This window comes from Halalkalicoccus paucihalophilus (genome assembly GCF_001593955.1).
In the GTDB taxonomy this organism is placed as follows: Archaea; Halobacteriota; Halobacteria; order Halobacteriales; family Halalkalicoccaceae; genus Halalkalicoccus; species Halalkalicoccus paucihalophilus.
The window spans coordinates 31,778-56,609 of record NZ_LTAZ01000015.1 but is presented as its reverse complement, the minus strand read 5'-3'; the positions used below and the strand labels follow the sequence as shown (position 1 = coordinate 56,609).

The window sequence follows — 24,832 nt, the reverse complement described above, 5'->3', positions numbered from 1 at the left end:
TTCTTTGGGACGATGAGAGTGTGGTGACTCCAGTCATTCGTGGCTGTCCCACTCGAATCGCACGGGCCGTGCCATCGGCCGTGGCACGTCTGTATGCCGTCTCAGGAACGACTCGCTTGCAACGAGGTCCGCGTGCCCCTCGAACCCGCAGGAACACGTGAGCGTGTCTTGGTGTTGAATCGTGTCCGTTGTGGAACCACAGTTCGTTGCTGGCCGGTCGTGGTCGTACAGGCGACGAGGTTGTTCGCACCAATATCCAGAGCGGCTTCTTCCGAAGCCAGTGGTGTATCCAGTCGAGAATTGTCTACCGTGACTGGTTGAAAGGCCCTGAATTGGTTCGAAGACGCGTCGTAGTACAGTTCCAACCGACCCTGTTTGCCGTCCCACTTCGGAACGCCCGCCCTTCGAGACGAAGCCGCTCGGCGTAGCCGAGGTCGTACTTCTCTTTGAGTTCTTTCCCGACGGGGAGTTCGAGGCGTGAGCGGTCGCCGGTTTCCAGCGTGTACTGGTCGTTGCGGATGTACGTGCGGAGTGTTCGACCGTCCTCCTCGTTGCCCCAGTATCCGGGTGGGGAACAGCGTTCGCCCTTCTCTTTGAGCGAGAAGAACGATTTCCACGCGCTCTTGCTCTTGAGGATGAGTTGTTGGGCGGTGGCGCTTCCGAGAACGCCGACGTACTGTTTGCGGTAGTCGGCGATGTCCCAGATGCTTTCGCCGTCGAAGTAGTTCTGGCGGCGCTCGTAGGTGAGTTCGTTCCAGAGACTGGCAGAGGCGTCCAACAGTTCGTGAAGTAACTCCGCGTCCTGTCCAGAGCGGGGTCGCACGACGAAGGTGTTGGTGCGCCTTATCAACTACTAGTTATACCGGAACGCACATAACTGTTCAGTTTGTGTGATACTGTATGGTTGCTATCCGAATCGAGTTTGACGACGATGAACAGTATGAGCGGTTGAAGAAACTGAAGAAGCACCGTGGTCTGACGTGGAAGGGGTTGCTCCTCGAAGGGGAGAAGCGTGTTCTGGAACAGACCCCGGAGTGAGTGTCGTCGGTAGATTGTGTAGTTCTGTGGTCGCTCGACCCCTGCCTGAAGGCGGGGGCATGCGCTTGATTATATGTCATTCGTGAACCTTGTGCAACAGATCGTTTTCACCCCTGTTGTTGCACAAGGTGGATCATCTCACGAACAAACAGGGCTTTTGGATCCTATTAAAGGATAGCGTCGCTACTAACGGTCGATATCGCGTGTCTCTCAATACCAGTCGTGGATGCGTTTTCGTTACCGAACACATATTGTCATTGATATATATTTTAGCAAAATAAAATTGGAATGGAGTTTATATGCGGTTACTATTCATACTTACATATCCATGAGCACAACCCCGTTAGAAGCTGAATTTATCTCCTAATATTCACACACGATGGAGCTACAAATCTTCAAAAAGACCGACAGACATCAGTATAGATGGAGAGACTCCGGTGAGACAATCATTGCACTTACGCTCACCCGGAACGGCCATGTTGGCTATCACCATACTCTCGATTGTGAGAGCGACGGTTCTCAGTGGCGAGTTGGCACAACTGGATTGCCACCAGAGGATGCTGATCACGTCTGGCGGTGGTATACTGATGTTTATGAGACAGCCTCCGTGAATGATAACCGTTCTCGAGGTGTGCGTGCGTTTTTCGAACGAGTCGTCCTCTTTCCACGACGGATAGCAATGGAACACAGCCAGTGTCAAAATCCTGTTGCGTCTGCGCTCCGGGCGGACTGGGCTCAGTGGGTTGTTGATCGCGGAATTACGTTTGCGGACGGTGGTCGTACCGCTCTTCTCATTGAAGAAGAGGGGTCTAGTACTGTACCGATACCGCGACAGCAGGATAGCCATACCTAATTGATGGTCGTATCTGTTCTGTAGGCATAGATCGACAGTTAAGGCTAGTACTTTCCAGTTCTGTCTTAGTTCGTCTCATTGTAGGGGAATGCCACGCCCTTTAGGGCGTGGTAGCTTACATTGACAGTGAAGAGGACGACAATCGCTATCCTGGGTCGGAAACAGACGGCGATCCAACAACAAGTCAGTGCACGGGAGCGAGCGCCTCGGGAAGAGATATGCATGCTCCCCGCTAAATAAGACCGAACTGCCGTTCATGACACTGGATACTCGAGACGATCGGCTAATTCTGTTTATACTCTGGCTCGTGGTCTTCTGTTTCTCAAGTCAGACGATGATCATCGCCCCGATCCTCCCGCGAGTAGCGGGAGAACTCGCGGTTGCCGAATCGACGCTGGGGACGCTGATAACGATCTACGCCATTTCGGTGGCCGTGTTCGCACTCGTTTCCGGGCCGGTATCCGATACGATCGGCCGCCAGCGGATGCTCGTGCTTGGAACGGCGAGTATGACGGTCGCACTCGTACTACATGGACTTATCTGGGACTTCGGATCGTTCCTCGGTGTGCGGGCGATCGCGGGGGTCGCCGGCGGGATGCTCGCGGGCGCATCAGTCGCCTACGTCGGTGACTACTTCCCGCCGAAGCGACGCGGTTGGGCGAACGGCTGGGTGATGAGCGGTCTCGCGGTGGGCCAGATTCTCGGCATTCCGATCGGAACGGTACTCGCAGCTCGCTTCGGTTTTCGGACACCGTTTCTCGCCTTCGCTGTCGTGATGGCGATTACAGCTGCACTCGTCGTCCTCGTCCTGCCTCGGATCCCGATCTCGAATCCCGAGCCGCTCTCAGTCGGATCAGCCGTCAGCGAATATGGTGAACTGTTACATCGAACTGACGTCGTTGCAGCCGTCATCAGCTTCGCGCTCATGTTCATGGGGATCTCGTTGTACATCGCCTACCTCCCGACGTGGCTCGAGACGAGTCACGGCGTTACCGGGGCCGCGATCGCACTCCTGTTTTTCTTCGGCGGTATCGGCAACGCGATCGCCGGTCCACGGTCGGGAAAGTTCTCCGACACCGTCGGCCGCAAGCGCGTCATCGTCGCGACGTCACTCGCGGTTGCAGTGGCGATGTTGTTCACGCTCGCAGTCACGACAACAGTTTGGGCAATCTTTGCCCTCTTCGTCGTCGTGATGGCCCTTCTCGCCTCTCGAGCTAGCCCCTTCCAAGCGATGCTCACCGAAATGGTGCCGGATACCCACCGTGGGTCGCTGATGAGCCTCAATATGTCCGTCGGACAACTCGGATTCGGAATCGGCGGTGCGCTGGCCGGTCCACTGTACGTCACTACCGGGTATCCAGGAACCGTTGTCGTTGCCGCCATGACCGGAATCGTTCTAGTGCCATTGGTGTGGCGATACCTCCCTGACACAGTCGAGTCGGTGAATGAAGACAGGGGACCAAAGGCTGAACGCAGAAAATATGCCATTCCGACTGGTGGCGGCCAGGATGCTCTCTGTGGCCCACTTCCGGAAGGCGGTCACTGTGCAGCATTGACCGAGCCTGCTTCGGAAGAGCTTGGGTGAGCTACTCATAACTAAAGCCGTGGATCTGGCCTGGATGGATCGTTTCGGTGCGTTCTTTCGTCAAATCCCGGCTTCAATCCCGCCATACGCTGTCCGCATTACCGTCGCCTCAAATACGACGAGCCCGGCGATGCACGAACATCACCGGGTAGGCTAGCACGGCCGTCCACCGGCGGACACCCAGGATCTCGTTGACCGTAAGGTGCAATACTGTTAGGAGTACTACCGCATAGAGTGGGACGGCTCTGTTGAAACCCTCAGCGTTGACATTGAGCAGAGACACTCTTCCGACCGGGTTCCGTGGATTCGATGCCAAATCAGATTCTCAGCCAATCGCCAGACAGTAAGAGAGGTTCAATAAAGCCGTCTGATCCAATTTTGCTGGCAACGCGTGTTCCATATGGGCTTTGGTATACGGACCTCGAGTCGTTCCGGATAGCCGAGACCACGGATGATATTCCGTGAGCTGGCTATTCTTTCGTTCAGTGAGTTGGTTTGATCAGTTTCATACGATGGTTTAACGGTGTTTAAACCCTCAAATAGTGATGGATTTTAGAAGTCGTGCTGACTACAGAGCGTGTCTCGCTCCCCGGTTAGCTACTGGAAGCGCATTCCGTAATTCGGTAGCTACAGCAGGGCTACGCATTAGTACTCCCGGTGTCGGGCTTCTCGAATTTTTTGCCCATGACGGCAAAGAAGATACTGACAACAGCAACGAGTGTCGTGTCAATGCCTGGTTCGTAGGAGGGGTTGGTGAGTTTCAGCACCGTCAAAGCGAGTAAGAGACAACGAAAATCGTTGCCCCAGCTTCCAATCCGACGTATGCAATGCCTTTTGATTTCGTCCACGTGATCGGATTCATGCGCTGTATTCACCGACTGCTGATTTAGCTGTTTTGTCGCTGATGAGTAAAATGAGCACTGTGCCGTCTGCTGAATATGTCCTCTGTATTCAGCACACCACTCTTGACAGCTATCAGTAGAGTCGATTGCTGTGCCGTTATCTACTTGATCTGACATAACACGGCTACTGAAAGCTTATTAATAAGTATAGAGATTCAACAGAGCTACAAATTTCCGTTCAATCGCCGGTGATATCTTCAACGACTACTCCTCCGATTGCTTATCGATTGCTGCCGTTTCCACCTCCATCTGACCCACCCGAGGGCAGGAAATGGCCGTCGTTGAGCTCGCTTACAATCCTCGTCTCAGTCCCCTCAAGTTGAACTTTCAAACTTGGCGCGAGCGTGCCACCGAACAGTTCTTTCTGTTCTTCAGCGGGAAGACTGCCGACTTCATCGAGGCTAATCTCGCCTTGTGAAGTGTCGTCCAGTCCGCGGAAGTTCTCGAAGCTCTCAACCAAGATGTTATCCCCTTGTGGCATCGCGAGCCACGAGTACGCTTGAAACGGTGCAGCCTCAGGATTCGCAATGACCAATCCGCTTTCGTTGAGCGGTTCGTAATCACCGTACAGTGAGTCACTCACGAAGCCGTAGAGCGCATCGGGACCCGAGAGACCCGGAGCGAACGTAAACTCGTGGCTCAACACGAAGAGATACCATCGACCGTTGTTGAAAACGTAATGAGGACGCTCCAGTTGCTGGTTGACCTCAATTGCCTCTAGGTTCGGTGGGAGAAGCTCCCACTCAGTGAGCTCCTCGTTCGTCGCCTGCATCACACCAACATTGCCGTTGTAGCTCTCGGGATCGTCTGGGCTATCGCCCCCAGTCGGCGTGTTCCCCTCAAAGACGATCAGATCCTCACCGGTTTCGGGATGCTGGAAATACCAGGGATCACGGAACGCGTAAACGATCCCTTGCTCTCGGGACTGTTCTAACGTCTGGTACAGGTCGCCATCGGCCTCGGCCATGATGACGTGTTCTTGCTCACCAGTGAGTTCAACTGACTGGGAATTCGTTTCAAGTGTCGCGCCTTTGCCGAGTGCGAGACGCTGTCGGAACTCCGGCTCGGGGCTGGTAGCCGTATAGAAATGATAGATCTGATCTTCATTTTCGTCGTACATCGCGGAGCCAGCCCACTGATGGTGTCCGAGTGGGTTCTCAAAGGCTTCACCGCCTTCCTGCCAATCATGCCCATTCCGCGAATAGAAATATCGAATCATCGCTTCGTTGTGACGAGCACCTGGCACGAGATCTTTTGACGCAGTGAGTGAGAAGACGATCTGCCAGCCGTTGATCTTCACGATCGAGCCATCGCGATGTCGAAGCGGCCACGTATCCCAGATCCAGTAATCATCCGAAATCACAGCGGAATCATCGTTGATCACCGGCGCTGTGGTCTCGTCAGTGAGGGTAATCTTGTTTGCATCGGTGCGTGTCCACTGGCTGGCATCACCTGTCTGAACGGCGCCGACGGGATTCGTTCCGAGTGGTAATCCAAGGCTAGCAGCACCGAATGCCCCGGCCGACTTCAGGAGACTTCGCCTATTCAGTGTAGCGTGGTCGTTCTTATCTGCCATTGCGTGTAGAAATTTACTCAGATGTAAATAGTAATTTCGATATTAGACATTTGCGTAATAAGACTGTGCTATATAATAAATAGATGTTTTAGATTCCGTATAACAGCAATAATCGTCCACTCTGTTTCAAACATCATCGAATCCGCGGCTATCGAAGAATCTTCGGAGGAACTCTATTTTAGCCAAGGTGCGCGTCCACGTTTGATGAGATTATCTCGTTTGAGTGCGATGGGAGTTCCCTTCGCCGTGGATTCGGACTCCGGCTCAGTACCCGCAGGGATACCGATGCGGGCTCGATCGGCAAGTTTGAGGGTTATCACGCTCTGTGGGCCCGTCCTTTGGTATAAACTCTGGGTCGGGCTTGAGGGTCGTGCCTGTCTAGTCGGCGGACAGAGGCTCTGTTGGTGGGATCTCAACCATGCTTTTGGAACGACGAATCGGACAAGGAGGCTGATAACCATCTCAACCGGCGGTAGGTATTCAGCCAGCAATTGTGCTGTGGTATAGCGTGATATACAGGCGGCGTGGAAGGGGGTATGCTTCTTGTTTCATTGACGAGCATGAGTGCGTGCGGCAACTGGCTGTGTCGTCACCTTGTGCAACATCGTGGCTCTCCAGTAGAGACTGTTGCACAAGACTCGATACTCCGTCTGATTCTGTTTTAGGTAGACTCATTGCTAGCGCAGCCGGACCGACCGCTGTACGGTTTAGTGGATCTTCTGGAGAACTTCGAGAACGGCGACGCGGCGGCAATACTGAGCGAACCACTACTGACAATCGTATTGATCAAAATGACGACGTCAAGGTAGTGGACGGCTCCCGCTGAGACGATGCCGTGCATCTTTGCGATGGGTTCGATGGGCTGACAGAGGCGGAGTTCTTGACCGTCTGTAATCGGCTGGTTACAGAGGTATTTCTCGAAGGCGTCGAGGATCAGCAATCAGTCTTGGGTGTGCCATTCTGTTGGGGGCTCAGGAGGTCGGTAGTCGATACCGTGCTCTGGATGTCGGTTGGGACATTACTCTTGATACTCTGTTTAATATATAAACTCTCGTCAAGGATGATCTACTCTTCCTACAGGAAAATCATAAGCTGTACACGAAAATTCTCAATCTATTTGGATATATATTATATATTATAAAATAATTTATATTGCCTCTGTTTCATGTGGTGAATGAACATGCATCTAACTAGGCGCGATACGCTCAAAGCCGTCGGGGGAATTGCGGCGCTCACGGCGGGCGGTTCGACCGCGGCTCTAGCGGATCCCAAGACGAAGTGGGAACTCGGCACGGAGTACCTTGAGAACGACGATTTCCTCGATAACGACGAGCTAGAGTCGATCCTGTACGGACTGGCGGACGAAAACCTTGATTTGGTGACTGTGGATCAAATCGGTGAATCGAATCAGGGCCGTCCACTCTACTCAGTGTCGGTACGGAAACACGACTCCTGTCCCGACGTAATGGCGATCGCCCACCAGCATGGCGACGAGGGTCTCATGGCTGACGGAACGCTCGCCGCTCTTCAATTCCTCGTGAGCGGTGATTCGAGGGCCGAGCGGATACTCGACGGCGTGTCCGTCCACCTCGTTCCGCGGGTAAACCCCGACGGTTTCGTCGCCCGTCAACGGTATAACGTCGATACGGACGCGCCGGCGGACGACGAGGGAAGCGACATTTTCGGCGCCGATACCGGCATCTTCGCCGGCTCCGAGGAGGGAATCGGCTGGGACATCAATCGGTACAACCGCCACGATTGGACCGAACACGAACTCTACCAGAACTTCCCCGACGAGTACCCCGAAAACCCCGTTCCGGAGGCGCGGGCAGTCATCGATCTGGTCGACGACGTCGACCCGGCGTGGATCGTCGACTTCCACCGCCAAGGGTCGTATGTTGTCGACTACGAATCGACGTTCGATATCGAGGACGTTCTCAACCCCGACGAGGATGAGAACGAAGACGAGGAGATGGAAGACTACCCGCCGGATCCAAACGATCCAGGCGACGGCGACATCGTCACGGGCTCGATGTTCTGGCCGATCAACCCGGACGTCGGCGAGGACGTACAGAACCTCTCGAAACAGCTCGTCTACACCATGTACGACGCACTCTCGGAATACGACGGAGCGAACTATACGCGATATCCCGGCGGCACATTCGGCGGGATCGCCCGAAACGGGCACGCGTTGGCCGGCTACGGTAGCGTGTTGTTCGAACTCAGTGCGGGCACGCTTGGCGATAGGGAGTTTCGCGTCCGACAGGTGTTCGAGGCAGTGCTGGCGGCCGCACACGCAACGGCCGATAGCTCGCTCATGGACGTCGATCCGGATAGCGTAGACGAACTCCCGGAGCGCGGGGACACCTACACCGTATAGGATCGACTTCGACCGATCGGGGCGACCTGTGCGACCTGTTGGTCGCCCTGTGGATCTTTGCGGCTCCAATGAAATCCTCCACAGATGAACTGGTAGAGATACCTAGGGCTACATACAGGACGTGTATCTTGCACGGAGTAACAATCTAATTGAAGGAGTTGAATTGTTCACTACGGAGAACGATATCGACACCCATCTCAGCCTGAAGGTCGAGATGGCTTCGAAAAATCTTACTCGCGGCTCACGTGTGTAATCGGGACAACAGTTGCTTCATTGCAGTTATAGCAAAGTTTCGGCTTTGCTTTATATGGAGTTCCGCAGCGTTGACAGGCGTATTGCCATGGTTCACAGTCTGGATTCCGTCTATCGTATGTTATTTCTAAAACTCTTCTATTGTTATATATTTGGTACCTCTAGTATTTGTACTTCTTGCTTGCACTGGCCGAGCAGAGTCACGGATGCCGCCTGTGAGCCCACGATCAAGAATGTATTCAGAGGGGAACTATGAACATATTTGCTGCATTAATCACTACGTAAGGATTGTTTCGTTAGTCGGTGAGGAGTGTTTCTAACTGATTTTGCTGCTCAAATGTGCCAATAGTCACGAATATGTCTCCTGGATTAAACGTGAAGTCAGGATCTGGATTTGAAATCACATCATCACCGCGCTGGACTGCTAAGATAGTTACTCCCGTTCGATCTCGAACTGCTGCTTGTTCAATACTCTGGCCAATAAGATTCGAGGGCTCACGAAGAGTTTGCCACTCAATCATCGTGCTCTTACTTGTTGTCGTCTTCGCTGTTTTCGAAGCACTGGGTTGGTAGAACCCACCAATAAGGATCGAACCAAGCAAGCGTGCTTGTTCGCCCATCAACTCGAGGAGTTCCTCAGCATCTTGCTTGGATGATGACCGACGAAATACTTCTCGCTGTCCCAAGCATTACGTACTGTATCAATAGAAGAGGATATAGGCATTCATACTGAAAATCCGCTTCTTGAGAAGAACGAGAACACGCAATGACAGGATATAAACGCCGGTCGATACTGTCACTACCAAGAACTTCCAATGGCGATAATGCCGACTGTAGTTCCTCCGTTGATAATTCAAATATCTGAATTATTTACTACCGAAAATCCATGGATCCTCGTTCCACTCATTCTTCTCAGCTCTTTTCTACTAGCTCGGCTTATTGAATGGGGAGGTCAACGGATCGTCCAGCGCTCAGCTAAGCGGCCGAACACAGACACCTCATTCAACCATGTCTTTTTTGAAGAGATCTATGTGCCTCTCTACGTTTCGACTGGCTTGTTAGGTATCTATCTTAGTTTGCGTGTCGTTGGTATCGTTGAGTCTAGCAACATCCTTGTTGGATCACTTCTTACCGCACTTGTCCTCCTCTGGCTTCGAACTGCGATTCGTCTCGGGAATCGGTGGATCGGCGTCGTCTATGCGAGTGGCGAAAAGCAATTGATGAGCACAAGCTGTGTGTCTTCGCCTGCAAAGACGGATCAGCCAATCATGACGAGTTTGGCTATTGGGCCCGCCGTGGGGAACAGATCGTCTATGATGTCTCTGGACGAGGGTCAAATCGGACGATTAAGTACGACCAGCTCACATTCGCCGCCGATATCGATACTAAGGGCAATCGAACCTTCTACAATAAGGTCAGTACGCTCTCCGTCGCCTCGGATACCTATGTGCTGCGTCCTCAGAGTGATGCCGACTTAGTCTGGCGTGAGGACGGTAATGAGATTGTGATGAGCGATGAAGATAGCACGGAGCATGCTCGTTTCGAGAGCCCTGACGCAGCAGCTACTCCTGCAAAACCGGCTGTTCCAGCCTACTCCATTTACGATGTCTCAGAGCAAGAGTACACTGTTCGAGCGGGCGGTGAGAAACTGGTCTATGGCTTCCGAGAAGAGTTAGAAGACGACTGGATGGTGGTTCGAGCGCGTTCATCCCTGAAGTCGAATTCGATCGGATGCCGACACCGGAGGACTTCTTGTTCGTCGTCTTCCCCGACGAGGATACCGAAGCGTTTGACGAGCCGATGATCTATGAGCGTGGTGAGGTCCGACCGTTGCTGCCGTCGGATAGCTCGTGGAGCACGTCGGAAGCACGAACAGAGGAATCGACACTGACTGACGAAGAGCCCCAACCGTCCCCCGATGACTCGGCTGAGCAGAACAGTGACGAACCCGAAGATGACGAAGCCTCAACGGACGATGCAGATCAGTCCAGTTCAATTGCCGATGCAGTAAGCCGTCTTACTGGACGCGACTAGTCGCTCACTATCCGGTTTTTTTCGAGAGCAGTGAGTCGCTCATCAAGATCAGTCAATGCGTTTGAGACCGCAGCATCAGTCTCGCGACGCTCTGCTAACTGCTTATCAACCTGCGTGAGTTGCTCTTCAACTGTCGTAACCTTCTCAGTGAGCGCGTCTACCTCCGCCTGCAACTGGTCGACAAGACCTGGTAGATCCTCGAGAGTATTGTCCCCATCGCGGTTGTTCTGAATCGACTGTGTAGCCTCTCGTCCCGTCTCGGTGAGTGTGACTTTCTTTGGAGGAATAGTTGTACCATCTCGATTAGGCTGCGTCGTTGTGACCAGCCCTGCTGGTTCTAAATGTTCGGTTACACGATATAAGATTCTGCGGTTGTCTTCAACTGCTGTTGCATCTCGTATCACGGATGTTTCGAGTGCCTCATCGGCTTGTGTGAGTGCCTGCAGGATTTCGATTGATCGCCAATCGAAATTAAGTTCATCCAACGTCATAGTCACATCAAGAAAAGACTATCAGAAAAAGATTACCGTAAAGAAGTCCGTTAATATTCTACAGTAAACTATCTACAATGGAATTTAACGGTATATTCTACAGCGATGTACCGCAGAAAATCGGCGCGTTAGTGTATAGTAGAGAGAGGTACCCAGTTCCGAAATGAGTCTGATACCCCCAGGAACTGGTGCACAAGCAAGCTAACAAACCCTCAGAAAAAATAGAGAAACCACCAAATAGAGACCACAGGGAGTCCACCTCGAGACAGCAAAACTGGGAGTCAAACCAAGCTCAAACAAGGGGGAGTCCCAAGAGCGAGAGCACCACCACAGGAACATCCCTCACAACACTGAACTAGACAATAAAGGAAAATACCTACTCGATCCGAGAAAAATAAGTGGCTCTGAAAAGGCGATGAGACAGGGTCAATCCAGCACCGATGAAGCAAGAGACGATACAGCAGCAATGGGGAGTCTATCAATGCAAGACCATGGCATCTTCATCTCGATAGCGGCGTGTCTCAGAAGTTATCGGAATAGGGAGTTGTTCATCGGAAGTGCTGTGTCAAACAGAACAGGAGCAAGCCGAGTCCAGTACTCCGGATAGTCGATAGTCCCACTGGTACAGAAGACTCTCTATAAGACGATGGGGAGGAACCTCGAGTTCTACACTGCTTGATAGGTGAGCGAGCACCGACAGGGGGTCCAAGAAGAGCGAAGCAGATGAGGGGTCCCCACGAGCGAAGACAGGAGAACAGGAGGTGCCTCAAGGCAAAATTGCCAAGTAGATTTCAGCATGGCCTGGGTATCCATCTATCTTCAAAGAGGGGTACCTCATCAGCGAGATAGGGTACAATCGATTACCGGCGGACAGCAGCATCAGTGACACTAGGCACACTGCTAGCCGGGTTGGCGACTCCGCAGTCAGTGAAGCTACTCATAAGAAGGACAGTATTGAGAGATTCATTTCTTTAGCAGTACCAGTACGAGACTGGACAACATCATCAGTAGAAGCAAGACACCGCCACAGGACAGCCATCCGACTCCCAAGGGGGAACTAGCGCCACTGACCGAGACATCGAAAAGAGAAATAGTACTATCAGGAGATGGTAGACCAGCAGTCTGTCAGTGTGAGCGGACCGTGGCGTGGGACTCCCGAAGAAACGAAGACAGATCGACTCCCGAGGGAAACACGAAGAGGAAGAGGGATCGAGGGGAAGACAGCACTCTCTCGCTCTCAATCGAGTGGGTGTTCAGGTGAGACTGTGCCGTCAGTGAAATTACCAGTAGCACAGCCCGTGGGACTCCCAAAAGAAAATGAGAGCAGCGGTCCCTCGGTACACTGCAACCGAGAGGACCCCAACAATGGCTCGAACACTGTGGACCCCGAATGAGAAGAAAGGAGGGCCCCAGCCTGTGTGAGCACTGGTGGACCCCTACCGTGTTGAGCAATGGGACCCCTTCGAGAGTATAGCTTGTCACGGGGCGACCGTACGTGCCGAACCAGCGGTACAGATCCACTGTACAGCCCACACTTACGCTTGTGCTTACTCAATGAGCGCTCGAGATGTACTCCACATAGGTACACCGAACGCACGCAGTCTATAGAGGAAAGAACACTACGTCGTATCGTGCATATAGTCCCGACCTCGCAGAAATAGACGGCGTTGCGTTTCCTAAGGCAAGAGAAAGAGATCAACAGTAACGAGATAGAAGTTTAATCACGACGGCATCAAGACCTGAATTAGAACGGTTACGGTCTAGATACCGATGCTGACCGCACGCAGCACATCTATCTAGCGGCAGATATGCTGCTTGTGAGTGTCAGGGTGCTGTCATAGAGTTCTTGAATTCGGTGAGTTCGTTCATCAACGGTAGTGAACCACGAGCGACTTCATCTACTGTTGCCATGCGATTGTTAGCGATTTTGATCGATCCAGCGACAAAATTCGTCGAACTCCTGTGCCCCTGCATCGTCAGCGATCCCGCGAAGGGTTCCGGTCCGGACGCGATCGTGAAGCGGGACGCTGACCGTCCGACTCTCAACCTCCGGGCCATCGGGGTGGTGCCACTTCAGAATGGCATGGTCGCCAGTTGTACGAACCCACTGGAAATTTCCGGCGTTACAAAGCACCTTCACAACATCGTGGCCGCTGAAATCGCGCGTAACCACGGAGATCTCACTTCAGTACGTCGGGAAGGTCGCCACTCCCCGCACGGCGGTTCTCGTCAGGGTCGATCCCGGCTGCGCGAAGCTCCTTGTCGGTCGGCGACTGCCCGAGGTTGTTCTCGACGGCATCGATCACGTCGTCGAGATTACTGAGCGCGTCGTCACGGGTTTCGCCCTGTGTGGTGAGCCCGATCGTCTCTTCTCGAGCGGTCCACCAGCCGTCATCGTCCTGCGTGAGTGTGATCTTTCGCTGTGTGGTGCTCATGCGTTCACCTCAGCGTCGGGCGCGAGCATCCACACTAACGCTGGCCCGACCTTCTTTTTCGAGACACGTCCTTCGTCGGCAAGTCGGCGAAGATGATAGTCGACGTTCTGACGGGCAAGGCCAACTGCCTCTCCGATTTCGGTTGTCCCAGCAGGTTCGTTCGTTCGGACAGCATCGAGGATTTCCTCGTCGGAAACCTGTCGCTTGTATTGTCCGCGTTCGTTTCGTGGACGGTCGCTTTCTTCCATACGCTCCCTTATGCTACGGAGAATATATACCTTATGCTGCGTGGATAAAGGGTAACACTTATTACCTTATGCTACGGAGCATGAAGTAGAGACAGACTCGCTCCTCGGGGCATTTCGAATTGGAAGGATGCCCGCCTGTTGGCGCAGGCGAGCTGGTCTGTTTCATGGAGACAGACCATGTGCACGAACACAATCGACGCACTTGAGTTCGACGCATCGACCAGCAAACGCGCCCAATACGAAGCCTTTGATTTTGCACTGGAGGCGCCCGGTCTCGTGGCCGTTCGCAATGAGAGCTACGAGAACGCCGACGAGCATAGTTATCATGTGAACGTCGAGGACGGGATTCCGGTCGCCTGTGAGTGCCCCTCTGATACATATCACGATGGGGCCTGCAAGTACCGAGAACTAAAGCGGATTCAAACCAGCTAATCCATCCTGACAAGAACGCCTGCTGTCGACCGAGCGCTTCGCGAACCCAGAGATAGCCGCCACCAGGTTCCGGAATCGCGCTCCCCAGTTCTGCATAGACCATTGCGGTGAAGATGGTAATAACTCCATTCAGCGCGAACGCTAAGACGATCGCCGGACCAGCTTCGCCGGCTGCAAGCCCTGTCAAGACGAAGATACTGCCCCCAATCATCGCCCCAACACCAAGGATAATGATATCGAGCAACGACAACTCCCGGGCAAACTCGGCGTCCGCTCCGTCAGGTGTTACCATTATCCCCGTCAACCTTTACAGTCATTGCCCGATACTGGACCACACTACACCGCTACAACATTGTTCTCCATCTAGTAACGGGAGATTCTCATCCAATGCGAGCGGCTTTGATCATGGCCCACATCAACGATAGACATGATTTCAAGTGTATTCCTTGGAACTAGTCTTACTCTCATTGCGTGGCTTGCACTGCTCGTAGCAGTCGTACATGGCCGGTATACTATCAAGAAGATCGCAACGGCTGCCGACAGCGAGGGGTCGGTACGGGCAAATAGATAGCGACGGAGTCGCGTGTACGTACCGTCGAAACCCGTGCAAAGAGCCGTTCTTGTCTGGGAATTCACACTGTCGATTATTTCGACTACCGTTTTCCCGCTTCGTAGTGTTTTGATGATATGGCCGAAAAGATTGGGCTGTCAGAAGCTATCGCGATGGCGGTGGGCGGGATGGTCGGTGGCGGTATTTTCGCCGTGTCGGGTGTCGTTGCTGTGGAAGCAGGGCCGTCGGCATGGCTTGCGTTCATCGCCTCGGGATTGATCGCCGCGTCTGCAGGGTACTCATTCGTTAGGCTGAATGACCTCCTATCCGAGCCGGGTAGCCCGATCACAATGATCGAGGCATTTACCGGAAGAACGGATCTGGCGGGGATGATGAGATGGACGTTCGTAATCGGATATATCGGAACGATGGGGCTGTATGCGTACGCCTTCGGAAGCTACTTCGTCGCTCTCTTCGGTATCAATACAGTAACCGGCCTCTCCGCGCAACCCCTCATATCTGCCATTGTCGTATTGGTCTTCGTTGGGATCAACGCCACCGGGGCGCACGCGTCCGGCCGAACCGAGGATGCGCTCGTCGGACTTAAGGTTCTCATCCTTCTCCTCTTCTGCTTTGGGGGAATATACTACGAATTCACCCATGGTGAGCTTCAATCCGGGCTCGCGTCGCTCGGCACGGGACCGCTCATCGCCGCGGCACTCTCGTTCGTCGCGTTCGAAGGATGGGAACTTCTGCTGTTCGATCAGGAAAGCATTCGCGATCCACGCCAGACGGTCAGCAAGGCCGTTTTCGTTTCGATCGCGGGGGTAACCGTTCTCTACGTCCTTGTCGCCATCGTCACGACGAGTCTCGTCAGTGCCACAGTAATACAGGCCAACTCGGAGACCGCGCTGGCGATAGCCGCCGCACCGTTCCTCGGTCAACTCGGTTTCAGTCTAATCTCCATCGCCGCACTCTTTTCGACAGCAAGCGCGCTCAATGCGACCCTGTTTAGTACGTCCCGGCTCATGAATCAGTTGGCGACCGAGCAATTGCTTCCGCGCCGCCTCGAAAGTCACGGAGGCGACCCGGTTCGAGAGCTCGTGATCCTCGGCGTCCTCACCGCATCTCTCGCAACGCTCGGGAGTCTCAACGCGATCAGTTCCTTTGCCTCACTCGCGTTCATTGTAATCTTCGGTTTGGTGAGCGCCCTCGCGTATCGGAAACACTCTGACGCCGCCACATCTACTGTAGTCCCAATAGTCGGAACCGGCGGTGCGATCGCAACGGTTCTGGCACTCGTCTGGTACCTCGCGGTGATCGAGCCGGGGACGTTCGTCGTCGTTGTCTTCCTCACCGTTCTCGTGATCCTCATGGAGCTGTTCTATTTCGAGCGTATTCCCATCGAAGAAGAGATCGAGTCCCTTGCGTAGAGAGAGCGATTGGTCGTCAGAAATGACTACCGTGACGCAGCGTGAATTAAACATATGTCCACCCCATCCGTTCTAGGCTAATCTCGCTGTATTCAGGACAACTGAGCCAGAATTCTGTTCGTTGGTTGGGTTAGCACAGTCGGTCACAGCCAATCACTTCGAAGTGAAGTGGCTTCAGGAGCGCTCACCGCCGTGATCGCTTCGAACCGTCCACTGAATCTGAAAGCTGTCGCTGACGACCGTTCGACTCCGACCCGACTAGGGCGGATTACGCGAGTTCAGGACCGAACGGCTCGTGCTGAACTCTCTAAGAGCAGGGCTCGGTGAGTGTTCGGATCTAACGCATCGTTCAGAAACGATTTGACTAAACTCGGGGATTCATAGCCGAGTCCCCGAGCGACTCGGCACAGAACTCGATCACTTCGACGACTGGACACCCGTTCCTACCGTCCCTTGGGAAGCAGGGACGACGTTGACGCGTCGTCGCTACCGTCGCCGTGCTACGGGGGACCGTGCTCCCAGAGACAACAGCCCAGTACGCACTGGAGGCAGCTGAACGGTATGATAACAAGCGACTGCTTATACACTATCTCCAGCCAGATTACCCGTTCGTTGGTGCCAACACAGAGTTTGATAAAGGCCATCTTGAGGCGCCTGATGAGGCCGATAGTTTCTGAACTCGACTAACGACCGGCGAACTGGATGTTGAGCCCGAGGTTGTCTGGGATGCTTATGCGAAAAACTTGGATTTGGTTCTACCGTACGTCAGCAGCCTCATAGAGGAACTTGAGGGCGGACAGTCGTTACATCTGATCATAGAAATTTGTCAACGATAGTATATTTCTATTCCTGATGCGAATATGGGGTCATCCAAAGGGAATTCACGTCGATCAACTCATTAAGGTACCCTGGCTCGTGCATGAGGCAGGCACTCGCAGAGAAACCACCGCAGAAGAGCCACACAAAACAGAAGTATTCGTCAGTGAGGACATTGTCACTGATCGACTGGAAAGCCTCGGATACGTGTGATAAGTAGTTGTCATTAGCTTATTTGTAAGAATATCTTTAATTCCCGGTTTGGAGGAGATCATCTCTTCGAGGCCGGATGGTATACAAATCAGTATGGTTTAATTACTCGAACCAGGCGACTTCTGTTGACAGCGGCCAGCGAAGCAGAGCGATTATATAGAATCCTGTATTCAAACCCAGAGCACGAGAATAGAAACAAGCAAGGAAATAGATTTCGTCAAAGGGTTGACACTAACGCATTGAACGTTAAGCAATTTCTCTAGGAGCGAGATCATCTCAAACGCCGCCAATATGAGTGGATCGACACCTGCGATCCGGCAGCGCTCGTTAAAGGAATATCGAAGTACATTATTGTAAAGTTTATTGTTGTCGTTTTATAGATTACAGGAATTGATGAGTGTTATCTGAAGGGGAAACAAACCTACGGGCGAGAAGGGGCAGGACATTTAGTCAGAACTGCACCATCCTATCGTCTATCCATCACGGTCGCCGTATACGATCTCTACACAAGTGGAAAGAAATCATTTCGTCCGGATAAAATGGACGTACAGACGCCTTATTCAACAATCAGACATAGTATCGACACGTTTCGGGCACACTAGCTGCGATTCTGCATGAAGACTCGAAATAATCATCTTGTATCGATTTTCGATGTCCCTTTCGAGGAGTGGACCAATGACAAACCCGGACAGGAGTTTGTCTAGTGTACCCCCTGTTAATTCGAATGAACGGCGAAAACGGGGCCGACAACGTTCATAACATTCGATCAATCACACACCTTAACAGGACTCGGCTCACACCGCCTCCTCGACAAGTTTCTACCACGATGAGATCAATGTTGTTCTTGTCTACATCTATTATTTGATGCGGAACACCCAGTTGTATCTCGTTTATGTCCGGAATATCCCGTCATGTAGTCCTCGTGAACACGCCCTCAATCAATCACTGCCTTACTTCATGTTTTGTAACAGTTCTTGAAGTGTCTTGAGGTCAATCCCCATCAATGCTGTAACACAGTCGTTCGAAACGAGTATCGTCATCAACTTCATTGATGCGGGCATTGACGTTCTCCATCGCTGTCACAGACGGCGTTTCTTCTCTTTCGGCTCCCTCGTAGATGGTGAGGATCTCGTCATAGATAGACTGAATCGGGAAATACGCGATATTCTATTGCTGCCGCCGCAATCCCCTCGTAACCTCGGGTTGACCACCGACGGCAAGTTGTACCCGATGACGTTCTCCAGACCAAGCGCATACACAGATGGCGGGCCCAAGCGAGGAGTCGACACTGCCCGAGCTGAGTTCGATCACTCCCTTTCGCGGTTCAGTGTTCAGGCCAGGGGGGTAGCGTTCGGTGACGAAGTCAGGAAGCCAATCATGTCAATTTCTCACTCAACAAAGGTGTCGCAACTATCGTTCCGACTGCAACCACAGCCCCAAGAAACGTCACTATGTACGACAATCGAAGGGCGTAGATACCACCAACAAATCCGGCTGCAAGCGCCAGCATTGCAAACCCAACAGTAACTTCTCGTCGATCTGCTGGGTGCGCCGAGGTCAAGTCAGCAACCGTACGCCAGACGGTCCATCCACCAAGTGCGCCACCGAGCGCTGCGACACTCTCCACACTCGGATTGATGACCAGTCCAACAAACCCGATAACAACTGCAAGAAAGAGGAGGCGGGTAGGTGCGGTTCCATCGTCCGTCAATCGATAAAGGATCCCGAGGGAGAGTATGCCGATGCCGATACCGGCGAGCACATCGACGGGATAGTGAACACCGAGAACGAGACGAGCAAGCGAAACCAGGAAGATAACCGCGCCAGCAACGCCAAACCGTGCATGATTCGACTTACGGTCGAGGACGAGCGCGAATCCACCCCAGACTAGGGTAGTTCCGAGCGCATGGCCACTCGGAAACCCGAAGCCGTGTGCGGTCGTTATGGCTGCAATCACTGCTGAGAACAGGATGGGAAGTCCAGGTACTGTCAACGAAGTCGTTGCTCCAGGTGGTCGTGGGAGCATGAATACGTTCTTCAGAACTCCGATGAGCGAGATGTATATAAGAACGAGTCCAAAGACAAACAGTCCTCGTCGCCGTTCAACCCCACACCACGGGAAATGCCTTCCGGCAATATAGAGACTTCCACCGAGGAGAAAGAGGAACCACACATCACCTAATTGCGAGATTACTGCAAACAAGACAATGACTTGCCACGGGGCCTGCCCGTAAAGGAGCTCGGTAATACCGATCCCGCAGCTGTATCTCTGTATCTGTCCGAAGAGATGATTAGGCATGGTATTTTCAATCTTGATTTTGGTCAAATGCTGTCTGGTACAAGTGAGGTTTGCATGATCTAGCAAGCCACGGACATGTGCACCTGCGTTGAGGATATTAGATGCCAATGGTGTCCTCCAATAAGAGACCTGTGACCAGTAAGCGTCCGACGCTCTTAACGAACGCGGCAACGGCGAATCTCTGGTTATTATTCTCTAAGCCTGCGAACGCGTAAATGAGAGCCGTATCTGGAAAAACGGACTAATGAGCCACGAGACTACAAAACGGATAGTCGAGTGGGAGGAAGTCGACTTCGTCTGGCAGGTTTCAGGCGAACAGGACATCGTCCTCGTCGTCGACGCCGCTGACACCCGTGGCGGCAACGACTCATCACGCAGGCACGCAAGCAAGAAGAGGTCGTGAGCACGAAAACGCGGCTCATTCTCGACGAGCAACTCGGGTGATGTCCAGACAAGTCTGCTCTCCTCTCACCTCACTCGTGTAGTTGTGATTGCTTCGAACATCCCAAACGTATCGCGTTTACTCATACGTTCGGCTGTACCTGCGTGAAAACACTCACTGCCCAATGGCAGCGAGAATGTTCCATGAGGGACAGCCGGCAGTATCACTTAATTTTCTTGGCCTAGCACGTCTTCTCGTCCTCGCCCTTCTTTTCCTTTTCAGGTTCTTTCTCGGGTTCAGCTTCGGTCGGCTCCTGTTCGTCCGCCTCGTCCGGGAGCACGTCCTCCGTGAGGAGTATCTCGAACGGCTCATCGGCAGGTGCTGTCTCTGGCTCGAGGTAGCCAACCGCGAACGCGGAGTAGACGGTTCCTCCAGCGAGGGAAACGTCGATTTCGAAGACACTGGCCTCTCGATCACCCGCAGGATAGATATTGAGCGTATACTCGCCTTCTGGGACTTCGGTGTAGTCGTATTCGCCAAACGCGACGTTCTCGAACAGCTCATCCCCGGTTTCATCGGCAACGACATCCACCGCAGGCGCATCGGGTGATGCGTGGAGGGCGCGAACGCGAGCGGTACCTGGATCGACCGGGCTGTTATCGTCGTCGAGAAACAGCGCCTGGAGGGGCTGGTTTTCGGCGGCCACTTCGCCGATCACTGCGAGGAGACCGTCGAGGGTGGAGTCCTCGTTGCCGGCCTCGACGGTCTCCTCGAGCACTGCTTCGGCCGGGTCTTCACCGGCCGGAACGACTTGCACCGTGTGCGTGCCAGGCTCGAGGTCGCGGTAGTCGGTGACCGTCCCGTACGAGATACCCTCGCGGACCCGCTCTCCGTCGACGTAGATGTCGATGTTGGGTGCGTCGGGTGAGAGGTGTGCAACTCGAGTCTGGAAGCCGGTATCGGTCGGCTGGTCGTTCGTTTCGTGGTTACTGGAGGCGGCCGTGGTACTTCCGATGCCACTAATCACCACGAGGCCGCTGCCGATCTGTAGAATTCGTCGGCGGTTCACGCAATTTCTCGTCATGTAGTTGTCGTGAATGGCGATATCGAATATAGTGCTAAGGGTTGCAGGCGCAGGCCGATGTAGTTCCGAGACTCGATTTCCAACGGCTTGGGCCTTTCGAGCGAACCAGTTGGTATGGAAAAATACGATACGGCCACTCCCTGCCCGTCGCCATCGAGACGGAACGTGACCTTGTTCTGATCGTTCGACGTTGACGCACTCGGCTGACAAGGCTGTCAACCGATCACTACAACGAAGTATTCCAGTGTTAGTATATGCCAGCGAAGCCGGCCTGCGGGGTCGAATAGAATCAACACTGTTCACCCCTACCGATATTTGCTAAAGCTGAGTCGGAACAAGGGCAGTCGCAATCGATCGGTAAACGAGTCGACGTCCTAATACGCTAAGAACGTGAACACGTTATCAGAACTAGGTATATTGACGTAGCTCATCCCCGCTATTGCGACGACTGTGACACCGAACATTGCGTAGGCGACGAGGATCGTATGAGCCAGTCCCCGGAGGCTATCTGCATATACGCTGACGGTCACACCTGCCAGAAGACCGGCAACAAGACCAACGAAGACGCCGATAATACCAATTCCAGGTGCCTCCCCAGCCCCCAGCAGCTGGATTGACATGGCACCCGTAAACAGGAAGGTAGTGACGGCGGCACCCACCCCGAATGCAATCGTGTGAATATTCATAATGAAATCAGCACATTCGTGAGAGATACATCCCTTAACGAGTTCTCAAAGATCAATCTTTGTAGTCGGTTCATTCGTCCTCTTCCGGAATCTGCCGTGGCAAGAACGTCGATGCGATAAGCAAGAGCAGTACGAACAGTACGAGAAGGAGCAGTGCTGCCCGTTGCGCGTCGAACATCGCAGCCTCAAAGATACTCTCGAGCAATTGATGCTGTATAGGAGTAAGTTGGTTCAGGAAGTCTTGCTGAGTGGCTTCGGTCGCTGTCTCTACTGCATCTTCGAGAGCTATCACCAGATCATTTCGGCGCTCCACCGAAACGGTCACGTGTTCTGCTCGTAGTACTCTATCGACGACGCCACCGTAGAAGTGTCCGAGAAAATACGAGCCAACGACTGCTGTCCCCAGGGAAAACCCTATGGAATAGCTTACGTTCAGGACTCCGGATGCCTCGGCGGAGTGTGCAGTAGGGACAGCCGACATTGTCATATTGGTGATTTGTCCCAGTATGAGTCCGACACCGACTCCATAAAGCGTCACTGGGATAACCATCTTGCTGATCGTCTGACCGGGGCCTGTCTGCTCATACAATAGCACCAATCCAAGGCCCATACACACGATACCGATCTGAATGAGCGTCTTTGGCGAGATGTACTTACGCCAGTTGGGCGTAAACGACGCAAAAAGGATCGACGCAAGTGAATACGGTAACAATGCGAGCCCGGTTTCAAAGGCGGTGTATCCGAGTACTGCCTGAAGATAGATCGGGAAGATAAAAAAGAAGCCAGCCGAGACTATCGAGCGAATATTGTATGTAAGAACACCGGCTAAAAAAGGACGGTTCGTCAGTACATGTAGCGGAACGAGCGGCGATTTCCCAGCGTGTTCCATTCGGCGTTCGTACTGAACGAACGCGGCGAACGTGAGAAGACCGACCCAGAGAAACCAGATTGCCGGCGATGTCCCGAACGGATTGAACTGCATCTCGCCGATGAAGAACGGCCGCTGTTCGATTAACCACCCGTACTTCCCGCTAAGAAGGAATCCAGTGACGAGCGACGTCGCACCTACGATGGACAGCGCGGTCCCGCCTTTATCGAGTGAACTGCATGTTTCTGATAGTGGGTTCGGACTCACATACTGAATGAAGAAGAGAATAAACCCCACACCGATGAGTTGGATCGCAAATCCCCACCGCCAACTCGCGTATGTAGTTAGTGCTCCACCAATAATCGGTCCAAGAGTTGATCCAATCCCGCCCACGCCAGCCAATAGTCCGAATGCCTTCGCCCGCTCATCGTCCTCGTAACTAATTCTCAATACAGTGAATGTCAGAGGGAATATCACAGCGGCTGCAGAACCCTGGATGAGTGACCAGCCAATATAGAGGATCGTAGTATTCCAGCTAATCGACGCCACCACCGTCCCACCGGCATAGACGGTCAGTGCGACTGCCAGTACACGCCGAATACTATGCCGAGACGGCAGCGTACCGGCTGGGAGAACCAGCGCAGCTATCGCCAGCGAGTAGAGTGAAACCGCCCCTTGAATCACGGTAACCGTAGTATCAAACTCATCCACCATCGTGGGGATCGCCACGTTCATCAGGGATGCATTGATCGTTACCATGAACGTCGTCAGACTCACGGCAATGGCTGGGGCCCAGTATTGTAGTCCGGTCTTTAAGTCCATAGAAAAAGGAGACTTCCCTTTGGAAGTAGACTCATCTTGGGACATACAGTAGTCTAACACTTTTGATCCTTAAATAGCGTATGCACCCGGTGACCACCTGAAAGAACTTCTTTCGGATGGGGGCTGAATCGATTGTTCAAAAGTTTTTACCGTCATTCTAGCAATATCTTATGTGATTTTGCGATTATCTCTTTATAGGGGGCTGTCGTACGGGAGTACGCTGGGCGGGGACAGTACTGTGGACACCATGCAGAGAAAAACCAGTACCAACCATGACTAATAGGACACACGACATGGCGGCTGAACCAGAATCGGATGCCAACTATCAGATGAATCAACAGCCGTCAAAAGATGACGATTCAGTCCCAGTCACATGGGAAAATTTCCCGCGCGCGCAGTTGCATAAAGAGATGGAGACCTTCGCTGAGTGGGGTGGATTCAGCGAGTTCTATCACTTCCGAACGCTCATCCCCCTCGACAAGCAGGTCGAAACCTTGCCCAATCGAGACACGCTCTATTCGATTGGTGTCTTCGACCTGACCGAACCGGTCACCATCACCAAACCGGACACCGGTGACCGCTATCAGTCGATGATCGTCCTCAACGAGGACCAGTACGTCAAGATGTTCGAATACGGTCCTGGCGAGTACACGTTGACCCAGGACGAAATCGGGACGCGGTACGCCGCTGTCCTGGTCCGCACGTTCGTCGACCCGAACGATCCGGACGACGTAGAGACCGCCCATGGATTACAGGACGGCCTCACAGTGAGCCAGGGTTCGGTTGGTACGCTCGAGATTCCCAATTGGGACAGCCAATCCCGCGATGAACTCTTCGATGCAATCGTTACGATTGGGAAAACGATGGATGACTTTCGGGGCGCCTGTGGGGACGTAGACGAGGTCCACCCCGTGAAGTTCTTACTACAAAGCGTGACGACGTTCGGGTTTCCGGAGTCCGAAGCGCTCTACGTTCCGAGGATTCCCGACCAGAACGACGGCGAGACGCCACATATACTCACTGTGGAGGACGTCCCTGTCAACGGATTCTGGTCGATCACCGTCTACAACAGCGACTGGTATCTTGAGGAGAACGAGTACGACGCGTACGTAGTCAACAATGTGACCGCAGAGCAAGCAGACGACGGGAGTGTCATGGTGCACTTTGGGGGCGATCCCGACCAGCCGAACTTTATCTATACGCCTGAGGAGTGGAATTACGTCATCCGGCTCTACCAACCACACGAAGAGATTATTGATGGGAGCTATCAATTCCCCGAGTCCCAGCCAGTGGAGTGAGGTGAGCGCGCGGATATCAGCTCCAGTCGCCTGCGACCACGTCTCAGTGCTGTGGGCCGTCGACTCAGCTGCCGTCTCGTCTTGCTGGTCGGGCTGAGCTTATTTTCTGTATTCGGCACGATCCTTGGAGCCTCTCACGGAGGTTGCGACCGACG

18 protein-coding genes and 3 pseudogenes are annotated in these 24,832 nt (G+C 53.2%); 8 read left to right on the top strand and 13 right to left on the bottom strand.

From position 1 onward, the window contains the following. Positions 1-36: 36 nt before the first annotated feature. Positions 37-847 (bottom strand): annotated as a pseudogene (locus HAPAU_RS17415) (hypothetical protein); the annotation flags it as partial. A gap of 53 nt (positions 848-900) precedes the next feature. On the opposite strand from HAPAU_RS17415, the gene HAPAU_RS21900 reads away from it, so the two are divergent. Next, the gene (locus HAPAU_RS21900; RefSeq protein WP_169802686.1) at positions 901-1,038 is read left to right on the top strand and encodes a hypothetical protein; all 138 of its coding nucleotides are present in this window, start codon (positions 901-903) and stop codon (positions 1,036-1,038) included. A gap of 1,109 nt (positions 1,039-2,147) precedes the next feature. Beyond that, a complete protein-coding gene (locus HAPAU_RS17410) occupies positions 2,148-3,476 on the top strand; it encodes an MFS transporter (RefSeq protein ID WP_066385292.1) in 1,329 nt (442 codons plus the stop codon). 638 nt (positions 3,477-4,114) lie between these two features. Here the strand turns inward: HAPAU_RS17410 and HAPAU_RS21250 are convergent. Both HAPAU_RS21250 and HAPAU_RS17405 read right to left on the bottom strand, forming a co-directional pair. Continuing rightward, positions 4,115-4,495: a hypothetical protein gene (locus tag HAPAU_RS21250; protein ID WP_157078543.1), complete on the bottom strand. Its 381-nt coding sequence runs from the start codon at positions 4,493-4,495 to the stop codon at positions 4,115-4,117. Between the two features lie 103 nt (positions 4,496-4,598). Then, positions 4,599-5,954, bottom strand: coding sequence for a glycoside hydrolase family 68 protein (locus HAPAU_RS17405; RefSeq protein WP_066385291.1), 1,356 nt, complete (start codon positions 5,952-5,954; stop codon positions 4,599-4,601). A gap of 1,180 nt (positions 5,955-7,134) precedes the next feature. Between HAPAU_RS17405 and HAPAU_RS17395 the strand changes: the two genes are divergently transcribed. After that, entirely contained in the window at positions 7,135-8,334 is a 1,200-nt protein-coding gene (locus HAPAU_RS17395; protein ID WP_066385288.1) for a M14 family zinc carboxypeptidase, read from the top strand. A 548-nt stretch (positions 8,335-8,882) separates the two neighbouring features. Here HAPAU_RS17395 and HAPAU_RS20450 read toward each other — a convergent pair. Further along, positions 8,883-9,206 carry a cation:proton antiporter regulatory subunit gene (locus HAPAU_RS20450; protein ID WP_084383873.1) on the bottom strand — a complete coding sequence of 108 codons (324 nt, stop codon included), beginning with the start codon at positions 9,204-9,206 and terminating at the stop codon, positions 8,883-8,885. 1,111 nt (positions 9,207-10,317) lie between these two features. On the opposite strand from HAPAU_RS20450, the gene HAPAU_RS17390 reads away from it, so the two are divergent. Then, the gene (locus tag HAPAU_RS17390) at positions 10,318-10,620 is read left to right on the top strand and encodes a hypothetical protein (protein ID WP_066385287.1); all 303 of its coding nucleotides are present in this window, start codon (positions 10,318-10,320) and stop codon (positions 10,618-10,620) included. On the opposite strand, the gene HAPAU_RS17385 is transcribed toward HAPAU_RS17390, so the two are convergent. The 4 genes from HAPAU_RS17385 to HAPAU_RS17370 form a co-directional block, all read right to left on the bottom strand. Continuing rightward, a complete protein-coding gene (locus tag HAPAU_RS17385; protein ID WP_066385285.1) occupies positions 10,617-11,111 on the bottom strand; it encodes a hypothetical protein in 495 nt (164 codons plus the stop codon). The two genes, HAPAU_RS17390 and HAPAU_RS17385, sit on opposite strands and share 4 nt — an antisense overlap. 1,918 nt (positions 11,112-13,029) lie before the next feature. Continuing rightward, entirely contained in the window at positions 13,030-13,284 is a 255-nt protein-coding gene (locus HAPAU_RS17380; RefSeq protein ID WP_066385283.1) for a type II toxin-antitoxin system HicA family toxin, read from the bottom strand. Between the two features lie 7 nt (positions 13,285-13,291). After that, a complete protein-coding gene (locus tag HAPAU_RS17375; protein ID WP_066385282.1) occupies positions 13,292-13,546 on the bottom strand; it encodes a type II toxin-antitoxin system HicB family antitoxin in 255 nt (84 codons plus the stop codon). Continuing rightward, on the bottom strand, positions 13,543-13,794 hold the full coding sequence (locus HAPAU_RS17370) for a helix-turn-helix domain-containing protein (protein WP_066385280.1): 252 nt from the start codon (positions 13,792-13,794) through the stop codon (positions 13,543-13,545). Before HAPAU_RS17370 ends, HAPAU_RS17375 begins: the two co-directional genes overlap by 4 nt. 177 nt (positions 13,795-13,971) lie before the next feature. Between HAPAU_RS17370 and HAPAU_RS22555 the strand changes: the two genes are divergently transcribed. Next, positions 13,972-14,226, top strand: coding sequence for a hypothetical protein (locus tag HAPAU_RS22555; protein WP_169802683.1), 255 nt, complete (start codon positions 13,972-13,974; stop codon positions 14,224-14,226). On the opposite strand, the pseudogene HAPAU_RS23245 reads toward HAPAU_RS22555, so the two are convergent. Next, positions 14,204-14,518: pseudogene (locus HAPAU_RS23245) on the bottom strand (APC family permease); the annotation flags it as partial. The gene HAPAU_RS22555 and the pseudogene HAPAU_RS23245 sit on opposite strands and share 23 nt — an antisense overlap. Before the next feature lie 395 nt (positions 14,519-14,913). Here HAPAU_RS23245 and HAPAU_RS17360 point away from each other — a divergent pair. Beyond that, entirely contained in the window at positions 14,914-16,209 is a 1,296-nt protein-coding gene (locus tag HAPAU_RS17360; protein ID WP_066385275.1) for an APC family permease, read from the top strand. A 2,404-nt stretch (positions 16,210-18,613) separates the two neighbouring features. Here HAPAU_RS17360 and HAPAU_RS20440 read toward each other — a convergent pair. Continuing rightward, positions 18,614-19,564 carry a phosphatase PAP2 family protein gene (locus HAPAU_RS20440; RefSeq protein ID WP_245634220.1) on the bottom strand — a complete coding sequence of 317 codons (951 nt, stop codon included), beginning with the start codon at positions 19,562-19,564 and terminating at the stop codon, positions 18,614-18,616. A 232-nt stretch (positions 19,565-19,796) separates the two neighbouring features. Here HAPAU_RS20440 and HAPAU_RS17350 point away from each other — a divergent pair. After that, a pseudogene (locus HAPAU_RS17350) lies at positions 19,797-19,981 on the top strand (Lrp/AsnC ligand binding domain-containing protein); the annotation flags it as partial. Positions 19,982-20,160: 179 nt separating this feature from the next. Here HAPAU_RS17350 and HAPAU_RS17345 read toward each other — a convergent pair. From HAPAU_RS17345 to HAPAU_RS17335, 3 genes are all read right to left on the bottom strand, one after another. Then, positions 20,161-20,988: a DUF4397 domain-containing protein gene (locus tag HAPAU_RS17345; RefSeq protein WP_245634219.1), complete on the bottom strand. Its 828-nt coding sequence runs from the start codon at positions 20,986-20,988 to the stop codon at positions 20,161-20,163. Positions 20,989-21,377: 389 nt separating this feature from the next. Beyond that, on the bottom strand, positions 21,378-21,689 hold the full coding sequence (locus HAPAU_RS17340) for a permease (RefSeq protein ID WP_066385272.1): 312 nt from the start codon (positions 21,687-21,689) through the stop codon (positions 21,378-21,380). A 70-nt stretch (positions 21,690-21,759) separates the two neighbouring features. Beyond that, a complete protein-coding gene (locus HAPAU_RS17335; protein WP_084383871.1) occupies positions 21,760-23,379 on the bottom strand; it encodes an MFS transporter in 1,620 nt (539 codons plus the stop codon). A 293-nt stretch (positions 23,380-23,672) separates the two neighbouring features. Between HAPAU_RS17335 and HAPAU_RS17330 the strand changes: the two genes are divergently transcribed. Further along, positions 23,673-24,677 (top strand): DUF1214 domain-containing protein, encoded by a 1,005-nt coding sequence (locus HAPAU_RS17330; protein WP_211263626.1) that lies wholly within the window; start codon positions 23,673-23,675, stop codon positions 24,675-24,677. Positions 24,678-24,832 lie beyond the last annotated feature (155 nt).